The organism is Paraburkholderia ginsengiterrae (assembly GCF_001645125.1).
GTDB lineage: Bacteria > Pseudomonadota > Gammaproteobacteria > Burkholderiales > Burkholderiaceae > Paraburkholderia > Paraburkholderia ginsengiterrae.
In genome coordinates this window covers 1-17,933 of the sequence record NZ_LXKA01000345.1, presented here as the reverse complement: position 1 = coordinate 17,933, position 17,933 = coordinate 1, and the positions used below count along the sequence as shown (strand labels likewise).

The 17,933-nt window shown below is 61.4% G+C and carries 19 protein-coding genes; 7 read left to right on the top strand and 12 right to left on the bottom strand.

Annotation, left to right across the window (positions count from 1 at the left end; all coding sequences use genetic code 11):
* Positions 1 to 62: 62 nt before the first annotated feature.
* Positions 63 to 1,364, top strand: coding sequence for an aspartate aminotransferase family protein (locus tag A6V37_RS29430; protein WP_064270123.1), 1,302 nt, complete (start codon positions 63 to 65; stop codon positions 1,362 to 1,364).
* Between the two features lie 78 nt (positions 1,365 to 1,442).
* On the opposite strand, the gene A6V37_RS29425 is transcribed toward A6V37_RS29430, so the two are convergent.
* The 4 genes from A6V37_RS29425 to A6V37_RS29410 all read right to left on the bottom strand — a co-directional run bounded on the left by A6V37_RS29425 (position 1,443) and on the right by A6V37_RS29410 (position 4,027).
* Positions 1,443 to 1,904, bottom strand: coding sequence for a MarR family winged helix-turn-helix transcriptional regulator (locus A6V37_RS29425; protein WP_064270124.1), 462 nt, complete (start codon positions 1,902 to 1,904; stop codon positions 1,443 to 1,445).
* 202 nt (positions 1,905 to 2,106) lie between these two features.
* Positions 2,107 to 2,382 carry a hypothetical protein gene (locus A6V37_RS29420; RefSeq protein ID WP_064270125.1) on the bottom strand — a complete coding sequence of 92 codons (276 nt, stop codon included), beginning with the start codon at positions 2,380 to 2,382 and terminating at the stop codon, positions 2,107 to 2,109.
* Between the two features lie 50 nt (positions 2,383 to 2,432).
* A complete protein-coding gene (locus tag A6V37_RS29415; protein ID WP_064270126.1) occupies positions 2,433 to 2,879 on the bottom strand; it encodes an Ohr family peroxiredoxin in 447 nt (148 codons plus the stop codon).
* A gap of 221 nt (positions 2,880 to 3,100) precedes the next feature.
* The gene (locus A6V37_RS29410) at positions 3,101 to 4,027 is read right to left on the bottom strand and encodes a LysR substrate-binding domain-containing protein (protein WP_064270142.1); all 927 of its coding nucleotides are present in this window, start codon (positions 4,025 to 4,027) and stop codon (positions 3,101 to 3,103) included.
* 109 nt (positions 4,028 to 4,136) lie between these two features.
* Between A6V37_RS29410 and A6V37_RS29405 the strand changes: the two genes are divergently transcribed.
* From A6V37_RS29405 to A6V37_RS29395, 3 genes are all read left to right on the top strand, one after another.
* Positions 4,137 to 5,231: a tartrate dehydrogenase gene (locus tag A6V37_RS29405; protein WP_064270127.1), complete on the top strand. Its 1,095-nt coding sequence runs from the start codon at positions 4,137 to 4,139 to the stop codon at positions 5,229 to 5,231.
* A gap of 51 nt (positions 5,232 to 5,282) precedes the next feature.
* Positions 5,283 to 6,593, top strand: a complete 1,311-nt coding sequence (locus A6V37_RS29400; RefSeq protein WP_064286600.1) for an MFS transporter — start codon at positions 5,283 to 5,285, stop codon at positions 6,591 to 6,593.
* Between the two features lie 85 nt (positions 6,594 to 6,678).
* Complete coding sequence (locus A6V37_RS29395; RefSeq protein WP_064270129.1) at positions 6,679 to 7,611, top strand: patatin-like phospholipase family protein; 933 nt, start codon at positions 6,679 to 6,681, stop codon at positions 7,609 to 7,611.
* 20 nt (positions 7,612 to 7,631) lie between these two features.
* On the opposite strand, the gene A6V37_RS41555 is transcribed toward A6V37_RS29395, so the two are convergent.
* Both A6V37_RS41555 and A6V37_RS29390 read right to left on the bottom strand, forming a co-directional pair.
* The gene (locus tag A6V37_RS41555) at positions 7,632 to 7,775 is read right to left on the bottom strand and encodes a hypothetical protein (protein WP_165614469.1); all 144 of its coding nucleotides are present in this window, start codon (positions 7,773 to 7,775) and stop codon (positions 7,632 to 7,634) included.
* A 29-nt stretch (positions 7,776 to 7,804) separates the two neighbouring features.
* Positions 7,805 to 8,860, bottom strand: coding sequence for an AraC family transcriptional regulator (locus A6V37_RS29390; RefSeq protein ID WP_064270130.1), 1,056 nt, complete (start codon positions 8,858 to 8,860; stop codon positions 7,805 to 7,807).
* A 63-nt stretch (positions 8,861 to 8,923) separates the two neighbouring features.
* Between A6V37_RS29390 and A6V37_RS29385 the strand changes: the two genes are divergently transcribed.
* Complete coding sequence (locus A6V37_RS29385) at positions 8,924 to 9,559, top strand: hypothetical protein (RefSeq protein WP_064270131.1); 636 nt, start codon at positions 8,924 to 8,926, stop codon at positions 9,557 to 9,559.
* A gap of 102 nt (positions 9,560 to 9,661) precedes the next feature.
* Here the strand turns inward: A6V37_RS29385 and A6V37_RS29380 are convergent, their stop codons facing one another.
* Positions 9,662 to 10,606 (bottom strand): LysR family transcriptional regulator, encoded by a 945-nt coding sequence (locus A6V37_RS29380; RefSeq protein WP_064270132.1) that lies wholly within the window; start codon positions 10,604 to 10,606, stop codon positions 9,662 to 9,664.
* 172 nt (positions 10,607 to 10,778) lie between these two features.
* On the opposite strand from A6V37_RS29380, the gene A6V37_RS29375 reads away from it, so the two are divergent.
* Positions 10,779 to 11,996, top strand: a complete 1,218-nt coding sequence (locus tag A6V37_RS29375) for an FAD-dependent monooxygenase (protein WP_064270133.1) — start codon at positions 10,779 to 10,781, stop codon at positions 11,994 to 11,996.
* 38 nt (positions 11,997 to 12,034) lie between these two features.
* Here A6V37_RS29375 and A6V37_RS29370 read toward each other — a convergent pair whose 3' ends face one another.
* The gene (locus tag A6V37_RS29370) at positions 12,035 to 13,024 is read right to left on the bottom strand and encodes a LysR family transcriptional regulator (protein WP_082902799.1); all 990 of its coding nucleotides are present in this window, start codon (positions 13,022 to 13,024) and stop codon (positions 12,035 to 12,037) included.
* Positions 13,025 to 13,213: 189 nt separating this feature from the next.
* Between A6V37_RS29370 and A6V37_RS29365 the strand changes: the two genes are divergently transcribed.
* Positions 13,214 to 13,987 carry an SDR family oxidoreductase gene (locus A6V37_RS29365; RefSeq protein WP_064270134.1) on the top strand — a complete coding sequence of 258 codons (774 nt, stop codon included), beginning with the start codon at positions 13,214 to 13,216 and terminating at the stop codon, positions 13,985 to 13,987.
* A 42-nt stretch (positions 13,988 to 14,029) separates the two neighbouring features.
* Here A6V37_RS29365 and A6V37_RS29360 read toward each other — a convergent pair whose 3' ends face one another.
* The 4 genes from A6V37_RS29360 to A6V37_RS29345 all read right to left on the bottom strand — a co-directional run bounded on the left by A6V37_RS29360 (position 14,030) and on the right by A6V37_RS29345 (position 17,791).
* On the bottom strand, positions 14,030 to 14,725 hold the full coding sequence (locus A6V37_RS29360; protein ID WP_064270135.1) for a phosphatase PAP2 family protein: 696 nt from the start codon (positions 14,723 to 14,725) through the stop codon (positions 14,030 to 14,032).
* A 135-nt stretch (positions 14,726 to 14,860) separates the two neighbouring features.
* Positions 14,861 to 15,046 (bottom strand): hypothetical protein, encoded by a 186-nt coding sequence (locus A6V37_RS29355; RefSeq protein ID WP_064270136.1) that lies wholly within the window; start codon positions 15,044 to 15,046, stop codon positions 14,861 to 14,863.
* An 822-nt stretch (positions 15,047 to 15,868) separates the two neighbouring features.
* A complete protein-coding gene (locus tag A6V37_RS29350) occupies positions 15,869 to 16,252 on the bottom strand; it encodes a hypothetical protein (RefSeq protein ID WP_064270137.1) in 384 nt (127 codons plus the stop codon).
* 81 nt (positions 16,253 to 16,333) lie between these two features.
* A complete protein-coding gene (locus tag A6V37_RS29345; protein ID WP_064270138.1) occupies positions 16,334 to 17,791 on the bottom strand; it encodes an NCS1 family nucleobase:cation symporter-1 in 1,458 nt (485 codons plus the stop codon).
* Positions 17,792 to 17,933: the final 142 nt, after the last annotated feature.

The following is a 17,933-nucleotide window of genomic DNA, read 5'->3' as shown; positions in this document are numbered from 1 at the left end:
TATGAAAGCAGAGAGCCAACTAGACTGCAAGTTATTCTCGCCACCCGCCAAGGAGAAGCAAGGTGTCCCTCAACCACGATGAAATTTTCTGGCGCAACGCCAGGCAGCACCTCATCCGCTATGGCGGCACCTTCGAGCCGATGATCGTCGAGCGCGCCCTGGGCAGCTTCGTCTATGACGCGGACGGCCGCGCGATCCTCGATTTCACCTCAGGGCAGATGAGCGCGGTGCTGGGGCACAGCCATCCCGACATCGTGTCGGTCATCAACGAATATGCGGGCAAGCTGGACCACCTCTTCAGCGGAATGCTGTCGCGACCGGTAGTCGACCTGGCGACCCGGCTTGCCGACATCACACCCGACGGACTCGACCGGGCGCTGTTGCTTAGCACCGGCGCGGAGTCGAACGAGGCGGCCATTCGCATGGCGAAGCTCGTCACCGGCAAATATGAAATCGTGGGTTTCGCGCAGTCATGGCACGGCATGACGGGCAACGCAGCCTCCGCCACCTACAGCGCCGGCCGCAAGGGTGTTGGCCCGGCAGCCGTCGGCTCGTACGCGATTCCCGCGCCGTTCCCGTACCGGCCGCGGTTCGAGCGTCATGGCGAATACGATTACCTGGCAGAACTGGACTACGCTTTCGATCTCATCGACCGGCAGTCCAGTGGCAATCTCGCCGCTTTCATCGCCGAGCCGATCCTCAGTTCCGGCGGGATCATCGAACTGCCGCAAGGCTACATGGCCGCGCTGAAGCGCAAGTGCGAGGAGCGCGGCATGCTGCTGATCCTCGATGAAGCGCAAACCGGGGTCGGGCGCACGGGCACGATGTTCGCCTGCCAGCGCGACGGCGTCACGCCCGACATTCTCACGCTATCGAAAACGCTGGGGGCCGGCCTGCCGCTCGCGGCCGTCGTGACCTCCGCGCAAATCGAGGAGCGGGCCCACGAACTGGGTTTCCTGTTCTATACGACCCATGTGTCCGATCCGCTGCCTGCCGCAGTCGGTCTGCGGGTGCTGGACGTGGTCGAGCGCGACGGGCTGGTTGAACGTGCGAACGTGATGGGCGCGCGGCTCAAACGAGGCTTGCTCGATCTGATGGAACGCTTCGAGTGCATCGGCGACATTCGCGGGCGAGGGCTGCTTCTCGGTATGGAGATCGTCAAGGACCGCCGCACGAAAGAGCCGGCAGATGGGCTCGGTGCAAAAATCACGCGCGAGTGCATGAACCTGGGGCTCAGCATGAACATCGTGCAGTTGCCTGGCATGGGCGGGGTCTTCCGGATCGCTCCTCCGCTGACTGTTAGCGAGGAGGAGATCGACCTGGGTCTCACGCTGCTTGGACAGGCGATTGAGCGTTCGCTGTAGCCACCTCGATGCGCTGAGCCGGAGCGGCTTGCTGTAGAGCGGCGCGAAAGAGTTGCGTCAATCGAAGCCGCTCGCCACTCAATCGCCGGTTTGAACTGACTCGATGAGATTGTTGCGCAACTTCACGATCGCCTTCTGCACATTGTCGAACTCATCGGGCGCCAGGCCGGTTGCTTCGACAAGGTCCATCTTCAGGCCGTCTTCCCGCAGCCGCCGGCCGGTTTTCGTGAGACTGACGCGCACCTGGCGCTCGTCCTCGGGATCACGCTGCCTTTCCAGATAACCCAAGGCCTCGAGTTTCTTCAGAATCGGAGTAAGCGTGTTGGATTCAAGAAACAGCTTCTCTCCCAGACCGCTGACAGTCTGATTGTCCTCCTCCCACAACGCAATGATCGTGATGTATTGCGTGTAGGTGAGCCCAAGCTTTTCGAGGATCGGCTTGTAGCCCTTGCCGAACGCCAGGTTCGCCGAGTAGACCGCAAAGCAGAGGAAATCCGAAAGCATCACTGTGCCAGGCGCCGGTTGATTCGTGGGTTTCATCTGCATACTCCTTGGCTAAAGTCCAATGTCTCATGTATCTCACGCATCGAGATATATATCGCATGCGATTATATCGCAATAGAACTAACCATGCCTGGCGACCGGGCAGAACGTAAGCAAATGGACGGCATATCCGATGCCGTGACCGGCGCGCAAGACGAACCATGTTGCGCGACGGCCCAGCAGCGGAGAGATGCACGATTTAGTGATGTGCGAAGGGGTTGTCGCGAGGCGTCACCACGGCACGGCTCCCCGACTGTGAGAGCCCCGAAACGACACCGCCGTAAGCCGCTTGCGAGCCGGTTGCTTCATCGCGTTCGGCGGCGACCGTTTGTGCGCTCTCGCCGCGTTGCGACGCCGGCGCGCCAACCGAGGGCCGGTAAAACGGGGCCGGTCCGTAACCGCTGGCAAATGCGGGAGCGGCAGCGGATGCAGACAAGGCGACGAGCAGTGCGGCGATAAATTTGGTGGTCTTCATGATGAGAAATTCCCTAAAAGGTGTTGGATAAAAAAACGTGTCTTACTGGATCAAGCGGTGATGACGTTCACGACGACTTCGATGTTTCCGTGCACAGCCTTCGAATACGGGCAGATTTGATGAGCCAGGTGCGCGACCGCCTCGGCGGCGTCTTGCGCCACGCCCGGTATGCGGACGGTGAACTCGGCGCCGAGGAACCAGTTGGCACCGGTCTGGCCGACGTCGACCCGGATATCCACCGAATGGTCCGGCGGCAGCGTGACCTTCTTCAGCGAAGCCGCAATGCCGAGCGCCGAGATGTAGCAGGCCGACCATGCACCGGCAAACAGCTGCTCGGCCCGCGGGTGCGGTTCTGTCGCGATGATGTCGAGGTTGTCGCCGGCCGGTGTCGACAGCTTGAGGTCGACGACGCCGAACTCGCCACGCTGCACGCTAGGGTCGCGATTCACCGTGGTGTGGGTATTGCCGGAAAAAAGAACTTTGTCGATCTTGGTCATGATGGATTCCTTGATGAATAAGGGTGCTCAGCTTTTTAATCGCACGCGATTGAATCGCATGCGTCGTATGATGGACGAAACAAAACCCGGTGTCAAGCGCATAAGATTAAATCGCATGCGATATTTAATAGGGCCAGCCAGAACCCAGCGAGAACCATGAACTGTTGCGTCACGACGATCCGACACCCGAACGGCGGCCGCCGCGCCACAGCGCAAGCCTTCTACGCCGCCGCGCCGGGCTCGCTCCCAAGCTCCTGCGCGATGAAATCGACAAACGCGCGAATCCGGTTGGACATCTGATGCCGTTGCGAATAGACCGCGAAGATATCGGCATTGGGCGTGTCGTGCTCAGGCAAGACCCGCACCAGCGAACCATCGGCGAGGTACTGCTTGATGTCCCACTCGGCGCGCATCAGGATGCCGTGCCCTTCCAGCGCCCACTTCACCGCGATTTCGCCGTCGTTCGTCGTCAGCGACCCGTTGATGCGCACGGCCTCCGTTTTACGCGACGCGCCTCTGCCCGAAGTCAGACGCCACACGCCGTAGGCTTCGTCACCCTGGCGGATGCCGATGCAGTTGTGCCGCGTCAGATCGTGCGCGGTCATCGGCATCCCACGTGCCGCGATGTAGGAAGGCGCGGCACATAGCAGGCGCCGGTTCGTCGCAAGACGACGCGCGACCACCCGCGTATCGGGCGGTTCGCCGAACCGGATGCAGACGTCGAACGTATCGTCCGTGAGTGGAGGAGGCTTGACCGATAGCTGAAGTTGAACCGACACCTGCGGATATTTCGCGACAAAGCGCGAGATCGCCGGCGCGACATGGCTGCGCCCAAAACCGAGCGTCGCGTTCACGCGCAGCAATCCCTTTGGATTTTTCTTCGCCGTCCCCAGCAGTTCGGCCAGTTCGTCGATCTGATCGAGGATCCGGCGCGCGTGCTCGAGATACAACTCGCCGTCCGGCGTGAGTGTCATGCGCCGCGTGGTTCGGTTGACGAGCGGCACGCCCGCGCGACTCTCCATCTGCCGCAAATGCTTGCTGACCGCCGCTGCCGTCAGCCCCAGCTCCCGTGCGGCGGCGCTCAGGCTGCCGGACGCGGCGAGCGTCGAAAAGAAACTTAAATCAGACGGTTCGACGGTCTCGCGCATCGCTTTCACTTGTGAATCAAAGTTAAAGATGCTTTGAGTTTAGCACCGGTTTTTTCTTGCGGAGATGGGTAGAGTTCACTGACACCCCCAACACCTAGAGGTCGGAGACATGAAAACCTATCGCATCGCAACCATTCCCGGCGACGGCATCGGCAAGGAAGTCGTACCCGCCGGCGCGCAGGTCCTCGAAGCGCTCGCCAGGACCACCCGGTCGTTCGCATTCGAGTTTGAAAACTTCGACTGGGGTGGCGACTACTATCGCGAGCACGGCGTAATGATGCCGGCCGACGGGCTCGACGCCCTTCGCAACAAGGACGCAATCCTGTTCGGCTCGGCAGGCGACCCGGACATTCCTGACCACATCACGCTGTGGGGTCTTCGCCTCAAAATCTGCCAAGGCTTCGATCAATACGCCAACGTGCGTCCGACCCGCATCCTGCCGGGTATCGACGGGCCGCTGAAGCGCTGCAAGCCGGAAGATCTGAACTGGGTCATCGTCCGCGAAAACTCGGAAGGCGAATATGCGGGCGTCGGCGGCCGCGTCCACCAGGGGCATCCGATCGAAGCCGCAACGGACGTGTCGATGATGACCCGCGCCGGTGTCGAGCGAATCATGCGCTTCGCGTTCCGCCTCGCGCAATCGCGTCCGCGCAAACTGTTGACCGTGATTACCAAGAGCAACGCCCAGCGTCACGCCATGGTGATGTGGGACGAAATCGCTCGCGAAGTCTCGAAGGAATTTCCGGACGTCACGTGGGACAAGGAACTGGTGGACGCATCGACGGCCCGCATGATCAATCGCCCTGCCAGTCTCGACACGATCGTCGCCACCAACCTGCACGCCGATATTCTCAGCGACCTCGCCGCCGCTCTCGCCGGCAGCCTCGGCATCGCACCGACCGGCAACATCGATCCGGAGCGCCGCTATCCCTCGATGTTCGAGCCGATCCACGGTTCCGCGTTCGACATCATGGGCAAGGGTCTCGCCAATCCGGTCGGCACCTTCTGGTCGGTTGTCATGCTGCTCGAACATCTGAGCGAATTCGACGCGGCAAAACGCGTGATGCAAGCCGTCGAAGCGGTGACTGCGGACACTACCCTTCACACCCGCGATCTTGGCGGCACGGCAACGACGGCGCAGGTGACCGCTGCCGTCTGCGCATTCATCGAGAAAGCCGAAGTGCCCGCCGCGAACGCGGCCTGATAGAGCACGAAGAGCACATAGAGCACGGCTAAAACCTCCAAGGAGGAGACAATGAATTCCGAACTCGAACGCCGGGTGTCCCGCAAGCTCATGCTGCGGATTATCCCGTTCGTGATGTTGTTGTATTTCGTGAGTTTTCTGGACCGGGTCAACGTAGGTTTTGCCGCGCTGTCGATGAACAAGGCCATTGGCCTCTCGCCGACGGCCTTTGGTCTCGGCGGCGGCCTGTTCTTCATCGGCTACTTTCTGTTCGAAGTGCCGTCGAACCTGATCCTTCACAAAGTGGGCGCACGCCGGTGGATTGCTCGCGTGATGGTGTCGTGGGGGATCGTGTCGTTCGCGTCGGCGTTCGTGGTCGGTCCGAACAGTTTCTACGCGCTGCGCTTTATTCTGGGTGTCGCCGAAGCGGGCTTCTTTCCGGGCATCATTCTGTATCTGAGCCTGTGGTTTCCGTCGCGCCAACGCGCCGCCGCCGCGGCGTGGTTCATGGCGGCCGCGCCGCTCTCGATCGCGATCGGCTCGCCGATCTCCGGCGCGATCATGAATCTGCATCCCATCGCCGGACTGGCCGACTGGCAGATGCTCTACATCATCGAAGCCGTGCCGGCCGTCGTTCTCGGCTTTTTCGTGCTGAAGTACCTGACGGACACGCCGGCGAAAGCGCAATGGCTTCAGCCTGAAGAACGCGAATGGCTGATCGCGAAGTTGAAGCTGGAAGCGGACGCGAGGCAGTCGCATGCCGGCCACACCGCGGGGGCGTTAAGCGCGTTGCGCGATCCGCGCGTCCTGGCGCTGGCGTTGATCTACTTCGGCACGTCGGCGGGGTTATACACGCTCGGCTTGTGGGCGCCGCTGATCATTCGCCAATACGGGTTCGGGCCGTTCGAGACAGGTCTGCTCGCAGGCGTGCCGAGCGTTCTCGCCGTGATCGCGATGGTCCTCTGGGCAAAGCATTCGGACCGCAGCGAAGAGCGCACCTGGCACGTTGTCATTCCCTGCGTGGTGGCGTGCCTCGGATTCATTTTCGCCGGCAGCGCGACGACGGCATTGATGATCATCCTGGCGCTCGTCATCGTGAACGTCGGCATCAGCGCGGCCAAGGCGCCGTTGTGGGCGATGCCCAGCGTGTTTCTGTCAGGCGCCGGGGCGGCGGCGGGCATCGCGATGATCAACTCGATCGGCAACCTCGGCGGCTTCGTCGGGCCATTCATGATTGGATGGCTCAAGAACGTCACGGGCGGTTATTCAGCGGGCTTGTATGTAGTGGGTGCGACGCTGGCGGTATCCGCCGTCGTCACGCTGATGCTGAGCCGGCAAGCGAAACAGACGCCGGTTGCAGTCGGCGGGCGGCACGGGCATTGAGTTGGGATTTCATGGCATATGATAGAAATCCGCGCGTACCTAAGAATTGCCCAATAAGGACGCTCGACGTGTCGCGGAGACCGCCATGTCATCGATTCTCACCACGAATCCGGATTCGCCGGCGAACCCGCCTCGTGCCCCCTTGACCGCATTTGTCTTCGCCGGCGGCGGCAGTCTGGGAGCGATCGAAGTCGGCATGCTGCGAGAATTGCTCAAGCGTGGTGAGCATCCAGGCTGTGTCGTCGGTGCATCCGCGGGCGCGATCAACGCGGCATATCTCGCGGGCTACCCGAGCGCCGACGGTGTCGCCATGCTCGAGGCGCTGTGGTGCCGGATTCGCCGGCAGGACATCATGCCGTTCTCGTTGCTCGGCTTACTCGACATCATATTGAGGCGGCGCCCCCATCTCGTCGAAGCAACAGCGCTGCGCAAACTGCTGGAGAAGAATCTCTCGTTTGCGCGTGTGGAGCAGGCCGCGCTACCCTTGCATATCGTCGCGACCGAAATGCTGTCGGGCAACGAAATCGTCCTCTCCTCCGGCTCGGTGGTGGATGCGGTCCTGGCGAGCGCGGCGATTCCCGGTGTATTTCCACCGGTCCGAATCGGCGGCGTGGACCTGGTCGACGGCGGTGTGGCGAACAACACGCCCATTTCCGTCGCCATCGGGTTGCAGGCCACACGTATTGTTGTGCTGCCCGCCGGCTTTGCCTGTGCGTTGCGCACGCCGCCGAGCAGCCCGATCGCTCAGGCCATGCATGCGTTGACGCTTGTCATTGCTCGCCAGCTCATTCGCGATCTCGAGTTCTACACGAAGCAGGCCGATATCTTTGTCGTGCCGCCGCTATGCCCGCTCGACATTTCCCCCTACGACTACACGCAATGCGGTCGCCTGATCGATCGTGCGGCCGAGAACACTCGCGCCTGGCTCGATAACGGTGGACTCGAACGCGTTTTCATTCCCGGCGAATTGCGGCAGCACACGCATGCCGACCATTCGCATCACTTAGCGGATGCTTGATCTGTCGACGTTATCACCAACTAATCCAAACGCTTCACCATAAATACCCGCTTCAGACCTTTCTCCTCGGCGCGGTGCGTCTCCGTATAACCGATGCGCGAGTAAAGCGCGATATCGATCGCTGGACGGTCGGTGACTACGGCGGCTCGGGGATCGGGATGCATTGTCGTGTTTCTCAAGTGCTCGATTGGAGTCAAGGTCGTTGCCGCGCCTGGAAGTCGCGCGGACTCATGCCGGTCCAGCTTCTGAACGCGGCCGAAAACGCGCTTTGTTCGGTGTAGCCCAACAGCAACGCGACATCGAGCACGCTCAACATGTCGTCAGCCAGATAGACGCGCGCCAGTTCTTCACGTACCTGCGCGATCAGCGCTCTGAAATTGCAGCCTTCCTCCTGCAACTGCCTGCGCAAGCTGCGCTCGCTCGTGCCCATCGCTCGGGCAATCGCGGCGCTGTCAGACTCCCCACGAGGCAGACCGGAACGGATCGCGTCCAGCACGCGCGAACCAACGGAACGATCTGCATGCAGCCGAATCAAGAGGTTTTGCGCCTGTTGCTCCATCAGTTGACGCAGACCATCGTCGTGCTGGATCAGCGGTAGTTCCAACAGCCCCCGATCGAAAACCAGTGCATTGTCGGCGGCGCCAAAGGTCGGGACACAACCGAACAAGGCGCGGTAGTCATCCAGCGCGTCCTGCGCCTGATGCTGAAAACGCACCGCTTTGACGTTGGCATGCAACCCCGTGATCCAGCGGCCATAGGTCAACCAGCCGGCAACGATCGCTTCGTTCAGGGGCTGCATCCGGGCAGCGTCCGCTGTCGGAAGTGTCGGTCGCCAGGCAATGGTCGCGTCGTGCTGGCCCAGCGTTACGGTCGTGGTGGCTCCTGCGTAGACCACCGCTTCGTATCGCGGGATCAACGAAACCGCCTCGCCCAGCGTTTTGCATCCCATGGCGGCGTAACCGAGCGCGCTGAACATTCGCGGCTTGGCGGCGCAGCCCAGGCGCAATCCGATCAGCCGGTCGCCCGTCGCATCACGGGCAGCGTCGAACAGTGCCAGCAGATGGCCCACCGGCACGTGCAGCGCGGCCTGATCGCTGGTTGGCAGCGTAATGTCCGCCTGTTGCAACAGCGCCTGGCGGTCGGCACCGCGCGCCTCCGCGACGTCGAGCAACGCCTGTACATAGCTCGTGGCAACGCTGCCGGGCGAACCTGGCTGGCCGCTTTCCGTTAAAGATTGGCCGCGTTTCATAAGCAAACTAGTCCTCCCTTTTTCATAATAAGGTAACCACAATCCCCAACGGAACCACTGCGCATGACAACTCCCTCCGCAGCCCAGGCCTATGCTCTGGTGCGTGACCCCAGTCACTTTGCCTGGTATGTGATCCCCCTGATGCTGATCGTGCTCTATCTCTACAGCGAGCAGGTCGCGGAACGCCGCTGGAACGTGGTACTAGGCGGCCTGGCATTCTGGCTGATGGACTGGGTCAACGAAATCTGGAATGGGCTGCTGTTCCATTTCAATCAGGTCGCACCGGCCTGGGCCACGCCTGGCGGTTCAGCCTATGTCGTGCTGATCGGTCTCAACATAGAGATCACGTTTATGTTCGCCGTGATGGGACTGCTGGCCGTGCGAACGCTACCTGCCGATCGAAACCTGCGCATTGCCGGCATGAATAATCGCTGGTTCATGGCAATCGTCAATTCGGTGTTGTGCGTACTGACGGAACTCTTCCTCAACCATATCGGCGTCCTGACCTGGGATTTGCCGTACTGGAACGCTTCGTTTCCCTGGTTGATCTTCCTGATCGGATATTTGCCGTTCTTCCGCGTGGCCTACTGGGTTCACGACATGGTGGAGCGCCGCAGACAAGTGCAAACGGTCGCCGCGCTGGGTGGCGGTGTCGCTTCGGCATTGCTGATATTCGGCGGCGTTCTGGGCTGGATTTGAAGGCGCGGAGTGCGCTTTCAGCTCCGGTCTTCCATGTCGTGCTCGATCGGAGCTAATTCCAAACAGCAATTCCGCAACCCGGAGATTCCGCGGAACCAAGCGCTACTTCTTTCTCACAGACCCCGTTTTGCGCGCATGCGTTGCCGTGTCCGCGAACAGTTCGATCACCACCCCGCGCAGCCAGCGGCTCCCTTCGTCCTGGTGCACGCGTGCGTGCCAAAGCAGATGGATGGGCGCGGCGGGCAATGTCATGGGCAACGCGCGCACACTGAGCGAAAACGGCGCGACCAGCTGCATGGCGAGTCGCTCCGGCACCGTGGCAATCAGATCGGTGCGTTGCAGGATGTTACCCACGCTCATGAAGTGCGGCACCGTTAGTCGCACGTTGCGCCGCACGCCGCGCTGCTTGAGCCATTCGTCTACCTGCCCATGGCCCGTGCCGGCCGACACCACGACCAGATGCCCGGCCTCGCGCCAGGCGGCGAGCGTCAGCGGTGTGTCTTCAAGCGGGTGGCCGCGCCGGAAGAGGCACACATACCGCTGATCGAACAGCCGGCGCTGATAGAAGCCGCCCTTGAGTTGCGGCAGCAAGCCTATGGCGAGATCGACCCGGCCATCGGCCATCTCATCGCTCAAATTGACGCTCGCGTTGCGGACGGTATTGAGTGCAATGCCCGGCGCCACTTGCGAAAGGCGTTCGACCAACGCAGGCAGGAATACGACCTCGCCGATATCGGTCATGCCGATCGTCATGGTGCGCGTGACAAGTAGCGGATCGAAACCGGTCGACGGATTGAGCGCAGCGTGCAGCGTCGCAAGTGCCTGCGAAACCGGTTCGGCCAGACGCAGCGCGAACGGCGTGGGCACCACACCACCCGGCCCGCGCACGAACAGCGGATCGCCGAGCCGGCGGCGCAGCTTGGCGAGTGCATTGCTGACGCCCGGCTGACTCATGTTCATCTGCTCGGCGACGGTCGACACGCGCCGCTCCCGCATCAACCGTTGAAAAAGCAGCAGCAGGTTGAGGTCTACATCGCTCAGTTCCATATCTTTGGCGTTGCCCCTCTCATTCAAATCAGTGATGAAGCAGATTCCTTCCATTTTATTGCGGGATGAACGTCCGGTACTGAGAATACAGACACAGCGCACACATTCGGTATGACCTTAGCGCACAGCACATCAGCCCAGACCTATAAACCTGGATATTGGAGACACAGTCATGAAGCAGATGGATCTGAAAATCGCCATCGTCGGTGCGGGCATCGGCGGCCTTACGCTTGCGCTCGCACTGCGAGAGCACGGAATCGATGCGACGCTCTACGAGCAGACCGACGAGCTGCGCGAGGTAGGGGCAGCCGTCGCGCTGTCGGCCAACGCAACGCGCTTCTACGAGCAAATGGGACTGCGCGCGGCGTTCGACACAGTGTGCGCGGACATCCCCGCCCTGATCTATCGTGATGGCCGCAGTGGCGCGGTCATCGGAGATCATCGCGGCGTACCCAGCTACCGCGAGCAATTCGGCGGCTCGTACTGGGGTGTTCATCGTGCGGATCTTCAGGCCGTGCTGTCGAAGGCGGTCGGCCTCGAGCGCATCAAGCTCAGCCATCGGCTGGTCGATCTCGCGCAACTGCCAGATCGCGTCAGCCTGGCGTTCGACAACGGCGAGCGCATCGAAGCCGATCTGGTGATCGGCGCCGACGGAGCGCGCTCGATCACGCGGCGCTGGATGCTTGGATACGACGACGTCCTATACTCGGGCTGCTCAGGCTTTCGCGGCGTGGTGCCGGCCGAGTGCATGAACCTGCTGCCCGATCCCGAGACCATCCAGTTCTGGGTCGGACCACACGGCCATTTGCTGCACTATCCGATCGGCGACAAGGGCGACCAGAACTTCCTGCTGGTTGAGCGTCATCCATCGCCGTGGCCGTCGCGCGACTGGGTCATGCCGGCCAGCGAGGGCGAGCAACTGCGCCTGTTCAAGGACTGGCACCCGGCCGTGGTGCAGATGATCACGGCTGTGCCGATCAGCCAGCGCTGGGGGCTCTTCCATCGTCCTCCGCTCGGCCGCTGGAGCAAGGGCCGCGTGACGCTGATCGGCGATGCCGCACATGCACTGGTGCCACATCACGGCCAGGGCGCGAACCAGTCGATCGAAGATGCTGTCGTGCTGGCCGAGCAGCTTGCCAAGGCCGGTCCAGGCAATTGGCGCGAGGCACAGGAATCCTACGAGCGCTTGCGCCGGGGCCGCACGCGCAAAGTGCAGTACGCGTCGATCTCCGCCGCGGACGTGCTGCATCTGCCCGACGGGCCGGCCGCGCAGGCGCGCAACACGCGCCTTGGAGCGCGCGACAGTGTGCTGCATCATCTGGACTGGATTCATGATTTCGACGCCCTCACGCAGGAGCCGAACGAACGTCAGGGCGGCACGTGGCTGTGAGCCAACGCTTCAGCCCCATGGTTGACGCTTGATCCACGTTACCGGCCACCGTTTTTCTTGCCGCTCCTAACATCGAACAGCTCGGTTGACCCGCCTTGAATGGCACGTTCTTTAGCGCCGCCAAGCTCACAACCGAGTTGTCCTTTCAACAGTACGTCGAGCCAATCAGCGAACACCTGAACCCTGCGCGACAGATGTTGCCGATGTGGATAAAGCAGGTTCATCGGCATAGGGGCGGCCCGGAATTCCGGCATCACTTCGATCAGTTCTCCAGAACGTATATGCTGCTGCACGTCATAAGCGGGAATCTGGATCAAGCCGAGTCCCGCGAGGCAGCATGCAATGTACGCCTCCGCGCTGTTGACGCTCACGCGCCCTTGCGTTGTCAGCGTTCTGACCGTCTCGCCGTCGAGCCATTCCCACGGCGTGGCGCGCCCACTCGATGGCGACGCGTACTGAACGACCTGATGCGTTGCCATATCGCCGGGCCGGCGAGGCGTACCGTGACGGGATAAATAGACAGGACTCGCAACATTGATCAGCGGCAGATTGCCAATGGGACGCGCGATCATGCCGGAATCGTGCGGCTTGCCTATGCGCAGCACGCAGTCGGCGCGTTCTTCGACAAGGTCGATCGCGCGATCCGTCATGCCGAGCGTAATGTCGATTTTCGGATAGGTGGCAAGGAATTCGGGCAGCGCGGGGGCAATAATCAGCCGGCCTATCCGGCTTGGCACGTCGATGCGCAACACGCCGCTCGGTCCCACCGAGGTCTGCCGGAACAGGTTCTCGGTTTCCTCGACGTCCGCGATCAGGCGCAGGCAGCGCTCATAGAGCGCGGTGCCGTCCTGGGTCGGCGACACCTTACGCGTGGTCCGATGCAGCAAACGGGCACCGATCCGGCCCTCCAGCTCCAGGATCGCCGCGGATACCGACGAGCGCGGCAAGCCGAGCGTGTCCGCCGCGCGCGTGAAATTCGCGCACTCGACAACGCGCGCGAAGACGCGAAACAGGTCGATACGATCCACGTTTGCTCCCACCTGCACGAGCGCGCTGCTCAACGTTGCACTGAGCTTTCTGCGCGAGAAACGCCTTGCCACTGTTCGACTTTTCTGACCAGTGATGTCAGAAACAGCAGATTTACACGGCTTTTCTGGAATATATCATCCAACAGGATGAGAGGCTGCATCGGGCGGCTTCGGCACTGGGGATGAACCATGGCAAACCACAGCATCAAAGGCAAAACCGTCGTCATTGCGGGCGGCGCGAAAAATCTCGGTGGATTGATTGCACGGGATCTCGCCGCTCAGGGCGCCAAGGCGGTAGCGATTCACTACAACAGCGCGAGCTCGAAGGCCGCAGCGGACGAGACCGTTGCCGCGATCGAATCGGCCGGTGCCAGGGCAGTCGCGTTCCAGGCCGATCTGACCTCGGCCGGCGCGGTAGAGAAACTGTTTTCGGATGTCGTCGCCGCGGTCGGCCGTCCCGACATTGCCATCAACACGGTAGGCAAAGTGTTGAAGAAGGCATTCGTCGACATCACCGAGGCCGAATACGATGAAATGACGGCGGTGAATTCAAAGTCGGCGTTCTTCTTTCTTAAAGAGGCAGGCAAGCACGTCAACGACAATGGCAAGATCGTCACGCTAGTCACGTCGCTGCTCGGCGCATTCACACCGTTTTACGCTGCCTATGCGGGCACCAAAGCACCGGTCGAGCATTTCACGCGCGCGGCGGCCAAGGAATTCGGCGCGCGCGGCATCTCCGTCACGGCTATCGGCCCCGGGCCCATGGACACGCCGTTCTTCTATCCCGCCGAAGGGGCGGACGCGGTGGCTTACCACAAGACCGCCGCGGCGCTCTCGCCGTTCTCCACGACTGGACTAACCGATATCGAGGATGTGGTGCCTTTCATCCGCCATCTGGTCAGCGACGGATGGTGGATTACCGGGCAGACCATTCTGATCAACGGCGGTTATACGACCAAGTGATCGAGACATTGATCGGCCGTTCCTGGCCGATCACTTGTGTACTTACAACGCCTTCCAACCGGCCCTGACGAACAGGAACACTTCGTCGAACTGAGTGATCAGCTCAAAAGCCAACAGAAACGCGAGCGTATAGCCGGGGCCCGGATAACCGTTCATCCATCGCAGGATCGGTCCCGCGAAACGTGTGCGGAAAAAATCACGCGTCGCGATCCACGTGATCGCGACGCCGATGGCCGCTCCCGCGAGAACGTCAGTCGGATAATGCAAACCAAGGTACACCCGCGGCAAGCAAATGAAGATCGCTGTGTACAACAGCGCGAGCGCGCCAACGCGTCGTGAGACAAGAAAGATACCTGTCGCAATCGACATCCATAGCATCGCGTGATCGCTGGGAAAAGAACTCCACGTGCGCACAACGGCGTCATGCAGGCCGACAGAGGGGAAATTGAGGCCCAGATCCGGGTTGTAGAGCGGCCTCTGCCGGAACGGCAAGCAATAGGCGAGAAGCCTGCCGCTCGCAAGCGACAGAAGACCGCTTGCAACCGTCGCGATGATCATCTCGCGCGTCCTCTCACTACGCGGTCCCGGTTTGAACCACATCCACCACAAGACGGGTATCAGGACGAGGCCTTTGAAGATGGCCTGGCCCGCTATCACCCTTATCGCGTGATTGATTGCTTCCGAATGGAAAGCGTTGTGCGTCAGGAATATCTGGATTGCTGTATCGAAACTGTTCATTGCAGCGCTGAGCCTTCGGTTCTCAACTGAAAACGCCCCATTTAGGGCAATGGATTGGAACCGTCAAAAAAGACTGCCCTGCCTGTATCCGGCTCGCGCGACACGTTCGTCAGCGGAGCCGGTGCCGCAACGAAACTATCGCCGCCAGCCGTGCCCGTAATATCCGCCGATACCGATGCCGACATCGACGGCTGGCGCCGCGTAGTATCCAGGCGCGTAACCATATCCGTAGGCCGGCGCAGGTGCGTAGGCGTACGGCGGAGCGACAATGCAGCCGGACAGGCCGGCCGCAAGCGCAACTGCACACAAAATTCTGATCATGATTTGCCTCCGTGCGCGGATTGTAGATGGCGCGCGGATCCCGATTCGCAACGAAGTGTGTCCGAAAGTAACCGGTCGGTAAGAGGCAATTCGTCGGAAGATTGGCGTTTTTTCGTTTCGGCTGGCTGCTACGGTTTGCAATCGCCGTGAGCGCGTCATGCCGGCGTAGGCCGTGGGAAACGGTTGGGGAACGCTAGCCCCATAAAGTACAGGTTCGCAGCTTGTTCCGAACGATGCGCAATTTGACTACGTGGAGATGCGAACTATGCCAACAGTGACTTGCCATTATCCAGACGCGACACACGGCAACATTGAAGAGTCGGGCGACAATGCGTCAGTTCGAGGCCCAGTTGACGTCGCCACTCCGATTCAGTTGGCATCTAATCGGCTCCATAGCTACATGCTGGGGCTGAATAAGGTGTTCCCTACCCGGAGCGCTTTCGCTTGCGCGGAAGCCCACGCTCTGTCGCTTGTGCTCACGCGACTTACCCCCGGAAACGTGGACTGGGAAAAATTTCAATTCTCCCCGGCTAGCAGCGATGGCGGGTACCTACTGTGGAAGCCTTGCGGGAATTGTTGCGAATGGCTGTCCCCTATCTGGGGAGGGAGTCGCTACAGACTTTCCGAAGCGGCTTTGCAACAGATAAAAGGCCCAGCCCAACCCGCTGCCCCGCTGAACATTAACGATCCGGGCCAATTTCCCGCACTGGGGGCAAAGGTGAAAAAGTAGGCACCGGTTGTTACGCGGATCTTAGCGGCCGTGGACCGGCCGTCAAGATCCGCATACGATGCGCGCGGCCGAATGCAGCGCGCCCCGTGCGACTATGCGTGCTGCTGCAACCAGTCCGCCGCGATGGACTTCGCATGCGCGACGGCTTCATGCGCATCGGGGAACACGCCGAGTTCATCCCAATGCTCTTCCACCGCGTACGTCCCCCTCACGCCGAGCGCTCGTTGTACGCGCAACTGTGCCGCATACCTGCCGTCTTCCAACGGCCGTGCAGTCGCGACCACTTTGTGCGGGAGATCGGATCGCTCCGGCTGAACCAAGTCGATAGGACCACCCGGCGCGCCAATATCCTTCAACGCGTTCCTCGTTTTGCAGTCCGAGCAGTAGAAGCACCACCCTGCGTCTTCGCGAGCGGGTCTGACCTGTCCGCGGGCCAGCACAGCGCGACATTCAACGTTTTCGCAGATGAACGGCATAGCAGTCTCCGAAGTTGTCTGCGGGAAATCCTAGCATGACCACCCTCGGCATTGTTGCCCTACTTCTCCCCAGGAAAACCCTCAGGCGCGGGTCGGCGCAATCGCGGCACGCGGCCGCAGCGTCGCCATGATCAGGTACATGCCGCCGCCGATCACCACGCCGAAGAACCAGCCATAGGTATTCCACCAGGCCGGCAACAGGCTGGTGAAATTGGGCAGGAAGGTGGAGAACACGCTTCCCACCGCTGCGGAGACCAGCGCGTTGACATTCCAGCCGCCTTCGTAGCGGTACTCGCCATGCTCCTGGTAGAGCGCCGCGACGTTGATGTTGCCCTTGGCCACCAGGTAGTAATCCACCAGAATGATCCCCAGCAGCGGGCCCATCGTGGCGCCGATGGCGTTGACGAAGTGCGCGGCGTTGCCTTCCCACGGCGCGAACGGGTAGAGCACCAGCGCGATGGCCGCGGCGATATAGCCGCCCTTCTTGAAGCTGATCATCCTGGGGAACGTGTTCGAGATGTCGAACGCGGCCGACACGAAATTGGCCACCACGTTAATGCCCAGCGTGGCAACGGCGAAGGTCAGCGCCGCGATGAATGCCAGCAGCCAGCTGTCGAACTTGGCCGAGATCTGGTCGGGGTGAAGCAGCACTTCGCCGTACACCTTGAAACCGGCAATGGTAGTGACGCCCGCGACCAGCGAGAATGCGATCAGATTGACGGGCAGGCCCCATAGATTGCCTTTCTTCACAGCGCTACGGTTCTTCGCGTAGCGCGAGAAGTCGCAAAAGTTCAGATAGAGCGCCGCGAAGTATGTGATCCACGTCGCGCCCACGGCCATCAGCGCCCAGAACGAGCCCGGCTCGCCGCTGACGCCGGCGTCGCTGGTCTTCTCGAGCAGCACGTTCATCGGTATGCCGTGACTGAACGAGAAGCCGCCGGCTTTGACGCACAGGCCGATCGCGAGGATCAGCATGGCGACCCACACTGCGGGACCGGCCCAGTCCTGGAATTTGCGCACCGTCTCCATACCCTTCTGGATGATGAGCAACTGCAGCGCCCAGATGATCACGTAGCAGATCACCTCCAGCCCTGAGTGGCCGAGCCAATGCGTGCCTTTGTGGAACGCCATCAGGCCGTCGCTGCGGATCAGCAGCGCGACCATCGCACCCGACGCGGCAGCCGTCTGCGCGCCGTACCAGAAGCAGGCCACCACGGCGCGCACCAGCGCGGCCAGGTTGGCGCCCCACACGCCGAACGAGGCGCGCGCCAGAACCGGGTAAGGCACGCCGGTCTTTTCGCCCGCGTAGCCGATCAGATTCATGAGCGCGAAGATCACCAGCGAGCCGAGCCCGATGGCCAGCAGGAAGTTGACGAAGCTGCCGCACAGCAAGAACAGACTGGCGGCGAGGTAGTAGCCCCAGAGACTGTGCACGTCCGAGGTCCAGACGTTGAAGATGCTGAAAGCCCCCCAGTTGCGCTGCCTGGCGGGCGCGAGATCTTCGTTGTAGAGGCCGGGGGAGGGGTCGCGGATTTCCATCTGTCATCTCCTTTGAGTTCGTGGAACTGAGGAAACACCGCTGGGCCCTCCCTCGCCGGAGGTGGCCTTGCGTTTGGGGTCAGGTGGTATGTTGGAACTGTATTTGGTTTGGAGCGCGGAAAATAATGGGTTAACCCTGGGT